Origin of the sequence: Amycolatopsis sp. NPDC005232 (assembly GCF_040607795.1) — a bacterium.
Classification (GTDB): Bacteria; Actinomycetota; Actinomycetes; order Mycobacteriales; family Pseudonocardiaceae; genus Amycolatopsis.
The window spans coordinates 460,559-473,310 of the sequence record NZ_JBEXHL010000002.1 but is presented as its reverse complement, the minus strand read 5'-3'; the positions used below and the strand labels follow the sequence as shown (position 1 = coordinate 473,310).

8 protein-coding genes are annotated in these 12,752 nt (G+C 69.9%); 2 read left to right on the top strand and 6 right to left on the bottom strand.

All coding sequences use genetic code 11. From position 1 onward, the window contains the following. Positions 1-61: 61 nt before the first annotated feature. Both ABZU76_RS05980 and ABZU76_RS05975 read right to left on the bottom strand, forming a co-directional pair. Positions 62-997 (bottom strand): hypothetical protein, encoded by a 936-nt coding sequence (locus tag ABZU76_RS05980; RefSeq protein ID WP_354865503.1) that lies wholly within the window; start codon positions 995-997, stop codon positions 62-64. Between the two features lie 129 nt (positions 998-1,126). Beyond that, a complete protein-coding gene (locus ABZU76_RS05975) occupies positions 1,127-1,969 on the bottom strand; it encodes a hypothetical protein (RefSeq protein ID WP_354865501.1) in 843 nt (280 codons plus the stop codon). Positions 1,970-2,080: 111 nt separating this feature from the next. Between ABZU76_RS05975 and ABZU76_RS05970 the strand changes: the two genes are divergently transcribed. Beyond that, positions 2,081-2,854: a deoxyribonuclease IV gene (locus ABZU76_RS05970; protein WP_354865499.1), complete on the top strand. Its 774-nt coding sequence runs from the start codon at positions 2,081-2,083 to the stop codon at positions 2,852-2,854. Here the strand turns inward: ABZU76_RS05970 and ABZU76_RS05965 are convergent. Continuing rightward, a complete protein-coding gene (locus tag ABZU76_RS05965) occupies positions 2,851-4,425 on the bottom strand; it encodes a glycosyltransferase 87 family protein (protein WP_354865497.1) in 1,575 nt (524 codons plus the stop codon). The genes ABZU76_RS05970 and ABZU76_RS05965 overlap by 4 nt on opposite strands. 36 nt (positions 4,426-4,461) lie before the next feature. Continuing rightward, positions 4,462-5,529 carry an ROK family transcriptional regulator gene (locus tag ABZU76_RS05960; protein WP_354865495.1) on the bottom strand — a complete coding sequence of 356 codons (1,068 nt, stop codon included), beginning with the start codon at positions 5,527-5,529 and terminating at the stop codon, positions 4,462-4,464. A gap of 57 nt (positions 5,530-5,586) precedes the next feature. Between ABZU76_RS05960 and ABZU76_RS05955 the strand changes: the two genes are divergently transcribed. Continuing rightward, positions 5,587-6,651: a Gfo/Idh/MocA family oxidoreductase gene (locus tag ABZU76_RS05955; protein ID WP_354865493.1), complete on the top strand. Its 1,065-nt coding sequence runs from the start codon at positions 5,587-5,589 to the stop codon at positions 6,649-6,651. Positions 6,652-6,780: 129 nt separating this feature from the next. Here the strand turns inward: ABZU76_RS05955 and ABZU76_RS05950 are convergent, their stop codons facing one another. Together ABZU76_RS05950 and ABZU76_RS05945 are read right to left on the bottom strand one after the other, a co-directional pair. Then, on the bottom strand, positions 6,781-9,126 hold the full coding sequence (locus tag ABZU76_RS05950; RefSeq protein WP_354865491.1) for a transglycosylase domain-containing protein: 2,346 nt from the start codon (positions 9,124-9,126) through the stop codon (positions 6,781-6,783). A gap of 547 nt (positions 9,127-9,673) precedes the next feature. Then, a complete protein-coding gene (locus ABZU76_RS05945) occupies positions 9,674-12,688 on the bottom strand; it encodes a transglycosylase domain-containing protein (RefSeq protein ID WP_354865489.1) in 3,015 nt (1,004 codons plus the stop codon). Positions 12,689-12,752 lie beyond the last annotated feature (64 nt).

Here is a 12,752-nt window from a genome sequence, read left to right as displayed (position 1 = left end):
GGCGTCAACCATCGCCACTGGTAAAACGAATGGGACTCCGAAAAGATACTGGTGAGTCGGCCTAACTCGCAGCGGCCATTCGGCGGAGGACCCAGGTGCGAACCAGGCCCGCGCTGACTCCGGAGAGTGCAAGAACTGCCACCAGCACGGGCCAGTCCAACCCGTTCGTGTGGTTATCGCCGGTGGGGGGTAACGCCTGCGCCTCGCCCGCGTTCTGCACGCTCGCGTTGCCGGCCGACGGCTGGCCCGGGTTCGGCAGGCCGTACTGCGGCGCGTATCCCGGGATCTGGCTGCCGTAGCGCAGCGCGGGCGACGGCGAGAACAGCCCGGCCATCGCCATCGGGATGTCGCTGTAGTCGCGCATCGGCGCGTAGCCGGTGCTGAACGGCAGGTTCGAGAAGTTCGCGAAGCCCGGGAACAGCGACGCGAGACCGCCGCCGCCACCCGAGAGCGGCAGCAACGGGCTGTTCACCGGCGGGATCGGCGTCTGGCCGGCGGGAGTGCCGCCCTGCGGCGCGCCGGGACCGGTCGCCGGCGGCTGCTGCGGGCTGCCGGGGTTCTGCTGCGCGGGCGCCCCGCCCGTCAGCGCGCGCTGCGTCGAATCGACGCCCTGCTGCAGCGTGTTCGTGGTCCCCGCGACGGTCTGGTTCAGCGCCCCAGCGGCCGGCGCGCCCACCACGGGCACCGGCGCGACGACGGTGTCGACCACGTTCACCGTGACTTTGCAGAGGGCACCGAGAACCGAGTTGACGGCGCCGGTCAGCACACCGGAGACCTGGCCGACCACACCGAGGTCGACCGGCAGCCCCAGCAGCGTTTTGACCTGGACCGTGTCCCCGGGCTTCGCGGTGATCGTCGAGCCGCACTGGGTCACGATGGTCGACGGAGTGGACGTTGCGGACGCCGTACTCGGCGCGGCGAGCGCGGCCGAGCCGGCCAGCACGAAGGCGGCGGCTCCCAGCGCGGTGGCCCTGCGTGTGCGGTGCTGCCTGGCCATCGAGCCCTCCACCGCGTTCGGTCTGAACCTGTCTCCCCTGGACAACAACGGTAACGGGAACGAGTGACGCCCGCTCAGCCACCGATGTCAGGCATTCGGGTGGGAAGCGGGTGTCACCACCCGTGTCGATCAGGCGGTCTTGCGGCGCAGCCACGCGCGCACGAGCGCCGCCGCGACGATGGCCAGCGCGAGCACCGCGATGAGCATCGGCAGCTTCGCCGGCGGTGTCACGGCCGGCAGCGCTTCGGCGGTGCCCGACTTCTTCGCGTCGACGGTCGGCACCTGGTCCGCAGGCAGCTGACCAGGGATGACCTGCGTGATCACCGGCGGCGCCTGCACGAGCCCGGACGGCAGCATGGCGGCGTTGGTGAAGATGCCCGCGATGGAGTCGAGGCCGGACAGGTCGCCCGAGCCGGTGATCACCGGGTCGAGGCTGCTGCCGGGAGCGCCCGGCGGAGTGCTGCCGGGAGGCGTCTGGCCGGGCGGGGTGTCACCGGGGGGATTGTCGCCCGGCGGGTTGTCACCGGGAGGGTTGTCTCCGGGCGGGATCACAACCGGGGCGGTCACGCCACCGACCAAGCTCCCCGTGGCGTTGCCGACGCTGTTGGCCGTGTTCTGCGCGAGCGGGCAGACACCGTTCGCCGCCGCGTCACCGACCGCCGGCACCTCGCCGACGCCCAGCGTGCGCACGACATCGCCCACCGGGAGCGTGAAGAGCGGGTTGCTCCCGTCGGCCTGCTTGGCCTTCGAGTCGAGGCCGACGGTGAGCCGGTTCGGAGCGTTGAGCGGCGCGCCCGCGTCGAGTGACAAACCCTTGCCGGTCTTGCCGTTCTGCAGCGTGGCCGAGCAGTCGCCGTCGAGCGTGGGGCTCGTGTCCGCGGAAGCCGTGGCGGGGAGCGCGAGCGCGGCCGAGAGAACCGGCAGTGCGACGGCGATCCCCAACGTGGTGATCCGGGCGGCGTGCTTCCCCATGCAAAACCCCTCCGACGGCCCGAACTGGATCACGGAACGCGCTCACGGTACTCCACGAGCGTCACCAACTGGGGCGTCAGGTGCGGATTCACCCGGGGGTAGCGTGCTCTCATGCAGATTGGCGCCCATGTCCGCGACGACGATCCGCTGGCCGCCGTAGCCGAGCGAGAAGCCGACGTCGTCCAGTTCTTCCTGTCCGACCCGCAGGGGTGGAAGGCTCCGAAACCGCACCCGTTCGGGGACGCGATCAAGGAGTCGCCGGTCGAGGTGTTCATCCACGCGCCGTACCTGATCAACGTCGCGTCGCTGAACAACCGCATCCGCATCCCGTCGCGCAAGAACGTCGCGCAGCACGCCACCGGCGCCGCCGCGATCGGCGCGAAGGGACTCATCGTGCACGGCGGCCACGTGGGCGCCGGCGACGACGTGGCCGAGGGCCTGGCCAACTGGCGCAAGCTCTTCGAGCGCGAAGCGGACAAGGGCGGCTTCGCCGTGCCGATCCTCATCGAGAACACCGCGGGCGGCGAGAACGCGATGACCCGCGAGCTCGACGTGATCGCGCGCCTGTGGGACGAGGTCGGCGAGTTCGGCGCCGGGTTCTGCCTCGACACCTGCCACGCCTACGCCGCGGGCTGGGACCTGGCCGACGCCGTCGAGAAGGTCAAGGCCATCACCGGCCGCATCGACCTGGTGCACCTCAACAACTCGCGCGACGAGTTCGGCTCCAACCGCGACCGCCACGCCAACGTCGTCGGCGGCGAAGGGACCATCGATCCCGAGCTGCTCGCCGACGTCGTCCGCAAGGCCGGCGCGCCCGTCGTCGTGGAGACGCCGAGTGAGGGCCAAGCGGCCGACATCGCCTTCCTGCGCAAGCAGACCGCCTAGGACTCGGGCACGGGTGGCACCGTCGGCACAGCCCGGCGGTGCTTCCTGAAGCCCTGGAACTTCACGCGGTCACGTGCGCGTTCGAGCACACCGCCCGCCGGATCGTCGTCTCCGGCGAGCCGGATGAGGTCCGTGCGCGGCCGGTAGATCTCGCGGATCACCAGTACACAGAGGCCCACCACGGCGAGGTCGCGCACCACGACCGTGCCGAGGAACCAGCCCTCCGGCAGTCCCTTGTGGTCGATGCCGAGGTAGTAGAACATCCGCGGCGCCCACACCAGCGCGTCGATCACCATCCAGCTCAGCAGCAGCCGCCAGCGCGGGATCGCGAGCACCGCCAGGGGCACGAGCCACAGCGAGTACTGCGGGCTCCACACCTTGTTGGTCAGCAGGAACGCCGCCACCACGAGGAAGGCGAGCTGGCCGAAGCGCGGCCGCCGCGGCGCGGTGAGGGCGACGTACGCGATTCCGGCGCAGCAGAGCAGGAACAGCACAGCGATCACGGTGTTGAGGATCGCCGGCGTCTGTCCTTTTTGGAGCACGCCGTCGAAGCCGGTCCAGCCCGTGGTGTAGGAGATGACGTTGTAGAGCGAGTCCGGATCCATCGGCCGCAACGTGTTGAGCCGGAAGAACTCCCACCACCCGTGCGTGGCCACGAGGATGAACGGCACGTTCACGATCAGCCACGTGAGCACGGTGAACGCCGCCGTTCTGCCCCACGCGCGCAGCTTCCCCGCGCGCAGGCAGAGCACGAACAGCACCCCGAGCAACAGCAACGGGTACAGCTTCGCCGCGGCACCGAGCCCGAGTAGCACGCCGGCGATCTCCGGCCGTTTTCGCGACCACGCGAGGATCGCCGCGGCGGTGCACGCCGTGGCGATGGCGTCGAAGTTCGTGAACGCCTGCACCAGCACCAGCGGCGAGATCGCCACCAGCACCGCGTCCCACGGCCGGCGTTTCATCGTGCGCCCGGTCGCCCACACCGTGATCAGCCACGCGAGCGCGAGCCAGAACGCGGAGATGTTGAAGTAGATCGCCACCGGCAATGCGCTGGGCAGCCAGCCGGAGTTCGCGACCGAGAGCCAGCCCGCCGCGAGCTTCGCGTTGACCCACTGGAACAGACCCGTGAGGACGGGGTACTCCATGTAGCGGGTCTGGTTGTCCGCCGTCTGTGTGTCCTCCTGCCAGGACGAGACGTACGGGAAGGTCTTCGGGTCGTTGAGCCGCTCGGAGCTGTAGAGCGGCACGATGTCCGAGTAGCACATCGCGACGAACGGGCGGCCCGCGCGCCAGTCGAGCTGGCTGGCGCCGGTGGAGTCCTGGTACTGCTGGATGCAGGACGCCTTGCCGAACCAGCACAGCACCAGCGCGAGGATCGCCAGGCCCAGTCCCACGCGCTGCGGTGACCAGAACCAATGCCGGCCCACGGCCGCGTGTTCGCCGAGCGGCCCACCGATCGGTCTCGTCGCCGCGGCGGCCAGCGGGTCGTTCCAGCTCGGCACGATCCGCTCCGCTGGCGTCAGCGTGCGGGGAGCCGCGTCCGGCTCTTCGGCGGTGGCTTGGTCGGGCACGTCGCGGATGCTATCTGCCCGCAGGTCAGGCGCCTGTCATTTAGGGTCGGAGTAGAACCCGGCAAGCACCTCGAAAGCCCCACCGAGGGCTACGGCTTCCTCCCCGAGGTCGCTCAGCTCCACGTCGATGCGCTGCCAGTGCGGCACCGGCAGCAGCTCGCTCAGCTGCGCCGCCACCGTGTCGCGGTAGACGTCGGGCTCCGCGCGGACGGCGCGGCCGAACAACACGATCCGCTCCAGGTCCAGGACCTGCACGAGGTCGGCGAGCCCGATCCCCAGCAGCCGCGCGGCCTCGGCGGGGGTGGCTGCGGAGCGGTGCATGATCTCGACGCAGCCGCGCCGTCCGCAGGCGCAGCGCGGGCCGTCGTAGGCGATCGTGGTGTGGCCGAACTCACCGGCGTTGGTGCGCGGGCCGCGGTAGACGTTGCCGTCGACCAGCAGCCCGACGCCGATACCGGTGCCCACGAGCACCACGGCGGTGGCGGTCTCCGGCGTGTCGGGCCACGTGTGGGCGACCGCGGCGGAGTTCGTGTTCTTGTCGAGCGTCACGGGCAGTCCCGTGCGCTCGGCGAGGAGGTCGCGAAGGGGCACGTCGTGCCAGCCCGGCATGTTCGTGGCGTCACGGACGCGGCCTTCGCGGTGGTCGAGCGGTCCCACCGCGCCGACGCCGAGGCCGAGCACCCGCGCCGGGTCGACGTCGGCGAGCAGCTTGCGCGTCGCGCCGACCACCGCGGTCACGGCCTGCTCCGGTGTGAAGCCGACGGGCAGCGGACCTTCGACGGTCTCCTCGACCTCGCCGGACAGTCCCGTGCGCAGCACGAGGAATCCGTCGCGGTCCAGCTGCGCGCCGAGCGCGCACTTCGCTGACGGCCGGATCCGCAGCTGCGTGCGTGGCTTGCCGACGCCGGCCGCGGCCTGTCGCTCGACGTCGAGCAGCTGCGTCTCGAGCAGCTCGGCGACGATCTTCGACACCGCCTGCTGCGTCAGCCCCGTGCGCTCGGCCAGTTCCACGCGGCTGAGCCCGCCCGCGCGCAGGATGTGGCCGAGCAGCAGCGCTCTGTTGAAGCGGCGCAGCCCGCGCAGGTTGACTCCGGTTTCGGCCATCCGGCGATCCTCCCGAAGAACTGGCTAGTTACGCAACAGTGTTGTTTAATGGGCGGCATGGCTGATGACTTGCGAGTCGGCATCCTCGGTTACGGCATCGGCGGCCGCGTCTTCCACGCGCCGCTGGTGGCTTCGACGCCGGGTCTGGTGCCCGCGGCGATCGTGACGGCGAACCCGGAACGCGCCGGCCAGGCCCGCGCGGAGTACCCCGGCACCGAGATCGTGCCCGACGCCGATGCGTTGTTCGCCCAGGCGGGCGACCTCGACCTCGTCGTGGTGAGCACCCCGAACCGTACCCACGTGCCGCTCGCCCTGCGCGCCGTCGAGCTCGGCCTGCCCGTGGTCGTGGACAAGCCGTTCGCGCCGACCGCGGCCGAGGCCGAGCAGGTCGTGGCGGCGGCGAAGGCCAAGGGCGTCGGCCTCACCGTCTTCCAGAACCGCCGCTGGGACTCCGACTTCCTCACCGTGCGCAAGGTGATCGAGTCCGGCCGGCTCGGCGACGTGTTCCGCTTCGAGTCCCGCTACGACCGCTGGGTGCCGAAGATCAAGGACAACTGGCGCGAGTTCGGCGACCCCGCCGAGGCCGGCGGCCTGCTCTACGACCTCGGCGCGCACATCGTCGACCAGGCCCTTCAGCTGTTCGGCCCGGTCACGCAGGTCTACGCGGAGGTCGACCGCCGCCGCGCCGGCGTGCAGGTGGACGACGACGTGTTCGTCGCGCTGCACCACGCCAACGGAGTCCGCTCGCACCTGTGGGCCTCCGCCTTGGCCGCCACGCGCAACCCGCGGTTCCGCGTGCTCGGCGACCGCGCCACCTTCACCAAGTACGGCCTCGACGTGCAGGAACCCCAGATCAAGGACGGCCTGCGCCCCGGCGACGAGGGCTGGGGCGTCGAGCCCGAGGCCGACGCCGGCGCCCTCGGCGTCGACGACGGCACGGACCACACCGAGATCGTGCCCACCGAGGTCGGCCGCTACGAGGACTTCTACGCCCAGGTGCGCGACGCGTTGCGTGGCGAAGCGGCGTTCCCCGTGGACCCGGCCGGTTCCGTGGCCGCGTTGCGCGTGATCGAAGCCGCTCACCGCTCTGGCGCCGAGGGCCGCGTCATCACGCTCGACTAGCTCGCCGTGACCTCGGTAACCCCCAGTGCCGAGCTCGCGGCCTCCCCCGCTTTCCTTTGCGGGCGCGAAAAAGGCTCCCCCCGTCCGGAAACCCGGATGGGGGGAGCCTTTTCTCTTGCGACGCCCTGGCTATTCGCTGGGAACGCCCGTGTCGCCGGGAAGCCCCGTGTCGGTGGGGTCACCTGACGGTGGGTGCTTCGGCGGCTTCGGCGTGCGCGTCGGGAACGACGGGAAGTTGCCGCCCGGGCCGCCGGGGCCGTTCGGGTCGCCGGGGTTCACCGGGTTGTTGCCGTCGCCGGGGTTGTTCGGGTCGTTCGGGTTGTCGGTCGGCGTGATGTCCGACGGCGGGATGTTCGGGTCGCTCGGCGGACCGGACGGCGGGGCCGCGTCGCCGATCAGATCCACCTGGGGGAAGCGCTCGGCCGGCTTGCCCGCGAGGTAGGTCGTCATGAACTTCTGCCACAGCGGGCCGGCGATCGTCGACCCGAAGATCGGTGTGCTGCCCTTGCCGTGCAGGTCCAGGTCGCCGTCGCCGCCGACCCACACCGCCACGGAGACCGAAGGCGTGTAGCCGACCATCCACGTCTGCGCGTTGGCGTTGGCCGCCGAGGCGGGCTCACCCGCGCGCTTCGTGTGCTGCTGAGTCCCCGTCTTGCCGGCGCATTCGTGGCCCGTCGGGCACTTCAGTTTCGAGAAGCCGATCACGGGCTTCAGCGCCTCGGTCACGTTGCCCGCGACCTGCTTGCTCAGGTCGGCGTCGCCGTCGGCGAACGCCGACTTGGCCGGCTGCGCCTGGGCTTCGTACGCCACCTCGTTCTGCGAGTTCGTCACCTTCAGCACGAAGTGGCGGTCGCGCTGCTGGCCGTCGCCGGCGAAGGTGGCGTAGCCCGACGCCTGGTCGGCCGGAGTGATCTTGGTGTCGCCACCGCCGAGCGAGATGTTGTTGTTCGAGATGTCGATCTGCGAGTTGCCGCCGCCGTTGTCCTTGGTCTTCACGCCGGCTTCCTCGGCGGCCTGCTCGACCGGGCCCTGCTTGGTGACGTTGAGGACCATGTCGTAGAACACCGTGTTCGCCGAGATCTTCATGGCCTCGGCGACGGTGCACTGCTCCGAGCAGCTGTCGCTGTCACCGGCGTTGCGCACGATGCGACCGTCGAACTCGCGGTTGTTGCGGCCGTCGAAGGTCGAGTTGATCCCCTTGCCCATCTTGAGGAACGCCGTGAGGTCGTACGGCTTCATCGACGAACCGGGGTTCTGTGGGGTGTCGGCCCAGTCGCGCGCTTTCTGTTTCTGGCCGTTCACGTCGATGGTCGTCGGCCCGCCGTAGTACGCGAGCACGCCGCCAGTTTTCGGGTCGACGGCCACGAGCGCGTCGAGCAGCCGCTTGTCCGACTGGTTCGCCAGCGCGTCGGCGCCCGCCTGCTGGGCGAGGTCCTGCGCCTTTTTGTCGATGGTCGTCTGGATCGTGTAGCCGCCGGAGTAGTACTGGTCGCTCGAGATGCCGTGGGCTTCGAGCTCGGCCTTCACCTGGTCCGAGATGAAGGCGTACGGCGCGCCCGAGTCATCCTTGCTCTCCGACAGCGGGATCGGCGTGGGGAACTGCGCGGCCTTGCGGTCGGCCGCGGTGATGTAGTGGTTCTCCACCATGCGGTCGAGCGCGGTGTTCCAGCGGTCGTGGGCCACCTTCGAGTTCTCCGAGCGGCCGGGCTGCTGGATGAGGCCGGCGAGCAGCGCGGCTTCGGAGAAGGTGAGGTCTTTGACGTCCTTGTGGAAGAAGGCCTGCGATGCCGCGCCGACGCCGTACGCCCCGCGCCCGAAGTAGATGATGTTCAGGTACGCGGTGATGATGTCCTGCTTCGAGTACGTCTGGTTCATCTTGAACGACTTCGCGAGCTCGGTCCATTTTCGGGTGAGCGTGGGCGCGTCGTTGTCGGTGGCCTTCTTGATGTACTGCTGGGAAATCGTGGAGCCACCGCCGGTGCCGCCGGTGACCTGGTTGAACACGGCACGCAGGATGCCCGTGACGTCGAAGCCAGAGTTGGTCTCGAACGAAGAGTCCTCGGTCGCGATCGCGGCGTGCTTCATGATGTCGGGGATCTGGTCGGCGGTGAGGATCTGCCGGTCGCCACCCGAGGGCACATCCTTGCCCATCGGGCTGCCGTCGGCGTACAGGTACGTCACGGCCTGGCTCTGCCCCTGCGCCACGCTCTGCGGCGAAGGCACGTCGATGCTGAAGTACGTGATGACGAACGCGATCGCGGGGATCACGATGAATACGCCGACGAACGCGTAGACGCTGCGCCGGATGATCTTCCAGCGCCGCTTCTTCTTCTGCGCGGCCGTGAGGACCGGCCGGCCTTTCTTGTCGAGCTCCGGCTCCTCCGGGTAGACCTCGTCGGGGTCGAGCGGTCCCCCGGAGTCGTACCGGGCGTCGTAGCCGTCGTCGGCGGTGCCGTTGTGCACGTGGTGCGTCATCAGCTCCGGCTCGCGACGCGGCGGCGGGGTCGGGCGGCGCGCGCCCGGGGGCCGCGGCTGCCGGAAACCGGGCGGCGGGGTGCCGGGGCGGTTCTGGGGCGCGCGCGGCGGCTGACCGGGCTGCGCGGGATTGCCGGGCGGGGGCGTCCGAGGGGTACCACCCGGAGGCGGCTGGTTGCGCGCCCACGGCGGCGGTCCCTGACGGCCCGCGGGGGGTGGTTGACGCCGCGGATCGGGATCCCGGTCGGGCCAGGAGCGGTTGCGGTCGTCGTTCACGTGCGGATCCTCTTCTCGGACGCGGGCGTGCTGCGGGCGCAGATCCCCTCTCCACAAGGGGACGCACCGCGGGTGGGGTCGGTTCACTCGACCGGCGGGACGTATCTCTGGGTAACGGCCCCGGCGCGGCGTGAACCGGACAAAACTACGCCCAGGGTGGCGGCTGAGCGATGTCGCCTGGGTCACTCCCTGCGCGGATCGCGGTGGCCGGGACACGAAGAAGGGCTCCCCTCCCGGCCGGAGAGGAGCCCTTCGCGGCTCGTCTTGGCGGTTACCCGCCCGGCTGTTTCGGTGGTGGGGTCACCTCGACCCCGCCTCCGCCGTCGCCGCCACCGCCGTTGCGACCGGGACCACCGCCGTTACCGGTGCCACCGCCGAAGATGCCGCCGGGGCGGCTGGTCGTGGTGCTCGTCGACGTGGTCGTCTCGCTCGACGTGGTGCTCGACGTCGTGGTCGGGGTCGACTGTGTGGTGGTGGGGCTGGACGTGGTGGTCACCGTGCGACTGCTGCTGCTCGTGGGCGTGACCGTGTCGGCGTCCTTGCCGATCGGGTCGACCTTCGGGAACTTCTCCGTGGGCTTGCCCTTGAGGTAGGTGTCCATGAAGTCCTGCCACGCCGGACCGGCGATGGTGGCACCGAAGATCGGCTTGTTGTTCTTGTCGTGCAACGGCTTGTTGCCGTCACCGCCGATCCACACCGCGGCGGAGATCGACGGGGTGTAGCCCACCATCCACGTCTGGGCGTTGCGGTCCGCGTAGCCCTTCGGCAGGTTCTTCGCCTTGCCCGGGTCGAACTGCTGCGTACCGGTCTTGCCGGCGCACTCATGGCCGGTCGGGCACTTCAAGTGCGATTCCTTGATGACCGGCCCGAGCGCGTCGGTGACGTTGCCCGCGATCTGCTGGCTCTTCTGCTCGTCGGGGTCGAACGCCGGCTTGCCCTGCAGCGTCGTCTCGTCGAACTCCACCTCATCTTGCGAGTTGGTGAGCTTCGAGACGAAGTGCTGCTGGCGGTAGATGCCACCCGAGGCGAAGGTCGCGTAACCCGCGGCCTGGTCTTCCGGGGTCAACGACGTCTCACCACCGCCGAGCGCGATGTTGGCGTCGTTGGTGCCGAGCTTGGCCTTGCCCTTCGGCGCCGGCTGCACACCGGCTTCCCTCGCGGCTTCGGCGACAGGCGCGGGCTTCGTCACGTTCAGCACCATGTCGTAGAACACGGTGTTGGCCGAGACCTCCATGGCTTTCTTGACCGTGCACTGAGGGCCACAGCTGGCGCTCTCACCCGCGTTGCGGACGATGCGGCCGCCGAGCTCACGGTTGTTGGTCCCGTCGAAGGTCTCGCCGAGGCCCTTGCCCATCTTGAGGAACGCGGTGAGGTCGTACGGCTTCATGGACGAGCCGGGGTTCTGTGCCGTGTTCGCCCAGTCGTTGGCCAGCGTGTCCTTGCCGTCGTCGCCCTTCACCGTGTTCGGGCCGCCGTAGTAGGCGACGACCCCGCCCGTTCTCGGGTCGACGGCGACCAGAGCTCCCAGGATGTCGGGGTCGGTTTGCCCCTGCATGTTGTCCTGGACGGCTTTGACCGCCGCTTGCTGCGCCGCGGGGTCGATCGTGGTGTAGATCTTCGCGCCGCTGCCGTAGAGCTTGTCCTGGTCGTAGCCCTTGGCCTCGAGCTCGTCGAGGATGCGCTGCTGGATGAAGTAGTCCAGCGTGCCCGCGTTCTCCTTCGCCTGAGCGCCCTTGGGGATGAGCTTCGGGAACGTCGCGGCGGTGCGGTCGGCCTGGGAGAGCCAGCCGTTGGTCACCATCTGGTCCAACACGTAGCTCCAGCGTTTCTGCGTGTACGCCGGGTCTTCCGAGCGGCTCGGGCCCTGGATCAGGCCGGCGAGCAGCGCCGACTCCGACGCCGACAGCTGGCTCACGTCCTTGCCGTAGTAGGCCTTCGCGGCCGCCGCGATGCCGTTGGCCCCGCGGCCGAAGTAGACGATGTTCAGGTAGCCCGTGATGATGTCCGATTTGGACTCTTCGTTGTTGAGCTTGAACGACTTCGCGAGCTCGGTCCACTTACGGGTCAGCGTCGGAGCTTCGTTCTCCGTGGCCTTCTTGATGTACTGCTGCGAGATGGTCGAACCACCACCGGTACCACCGGTGACCTGGTTGTACACCGCGCCGAGGATGCCCTTGACGTCGAAGCCCGAGTTGGTCTCGAACGTCTTGTCCTCGGCCGAGTACACGGCGTGCTTCACGACGTCGGGGATCTGGTTCGGCTGCAGCAGCTCGCGGTCGCCGCCCGGCGGGACGCTGCGGCCCATCACCTGGTTGTTGGCGTAGAAGAACGTGATCGGCTGGCTCTGCAACGCTTTCACGTCCTGCGGGGAAGGAACCTTCACCATGAAGTACGTGATCACGAAAGCGACGGCCGGCACCACGATGAACAGACCCACGCACGCGTAGGCGACGCGCCGGATGATCTTCCACCGGCGCCGCTTGCGCTGCTTCGGCGTGAGCGGCGGCTTGATCGGCTTGCCGTTCTCGTCGAGCTCGGGGCCTTCGTCCTCGAAGTCGTCCTCGTCCGAGTACTGGGGGTGTTCGGAGCTGTCGTACCGATCGTCGTAACGGTCGTCGTACGGGTCGTAGCCGAACTCCGTGCCGTTGTGCGCGGCGTGGGTGATCAGGTCCGGCTCGCGGTCGGGGTACGCGGGGGGCGGCGGCTCCGGCCGGCCCTGCGGCGGACGGCGGACGGGACCGGACGGGTTGCGGCCTGGACCACCGGGTCCGGGCGGGCCCGGCTGGCGGAAACCCTGCGGCGGGCTCGCGGCGGGACCGTTCGGCCCTGGTGGCGGCGGTGGAGCCTGCCGGCGCTGCGGCATGCCGCCCTGGCCGTTGGCGTTCGGCACGCGCTGGGACTGCTGGGGACGCTGCGGCGGCCGCTGGGGACGGCGAGGGGGCTCGTCCGCGGGCCACTGATGATCTGAACCGCGTGGATCCGAACCACGCGGGTCTGAACCACGCGGACCGCGAGGACCTGAACCGCGTGGATCCGCACCGCGCGGGTCTGGACCACGGCGGTCTGCACCACGCGGCTCGTCGCCGCTCGGCCACTCGGGCACGGCACCACGCGGCTGCCGCTGCGCGCCCCCGTTGGGGCCGCGTCGCGGCGGGGCCTGCCGCTGAGGGCGGCGGGGGGCGTCCTCGCCCGGCCAGGCGGGACCCGGTTCTTCCTCCGGCCATTGGGCACGGCGAGGTGCATCTGGCTCCTGGCCGGGCCAGGAACGGTTGCGATCGTCGTTCACGAATGGGCCTCCGAAGGCGGCACTGCCGACACTGCCGGCACCGGCGTTCGGGAGAAGCCGGAGC

What these genes read in the sequence shown, in the direction of transcription:
- ABZU76_RS05980 (WP_354865503.1), bottom strand. Translation starts at nt 997, where the DNA reads ATGGCCAGGCAGCACCGCACACGCAGGGCCACCGCGCTGGGAGCCGCC.
- ABZU76_RS05975 (WP_354865501.1), bottom strand. Translation starts at nt 1,969, where the DNA reads ATGGGGAAGCACGCCGCCCGGATCACCACGTTGGGGATCGCCGTCGCA.
- ABZU76_RS05970 (WP_354865499.1), top strand. Translation starts at nt 2,081, where the DNA reads ATGCAGATTGGCGCCCATGTCCGCGACGACGATCCGCTGGCCGCCGTA.
- ABZU76_RS05960 (WP_354865495.1), bottom strand. Translation starts at nt 5,529, where the DNA reads ATGGCCGAAACCGGAGTCAACCTGCGCGGGCTGCGCCGCTTCAACAGA.
- ABZU76_RS05955 (WP_354865493.1), top strand. Translation starts at nt 5,587, where the DNA reads ATGGCTGATGACTTGCGAGTCGGCATCCTCGGTTACGGCATCGGCGGC.
- ABZU76_RS05950 (WP_354865491.1), bottom strand. Translation starts at nt 9,126, where the DNA reads ATGACGCACCACGTGCACAACGGCACCGCCGACGACGGCTACGACGCC.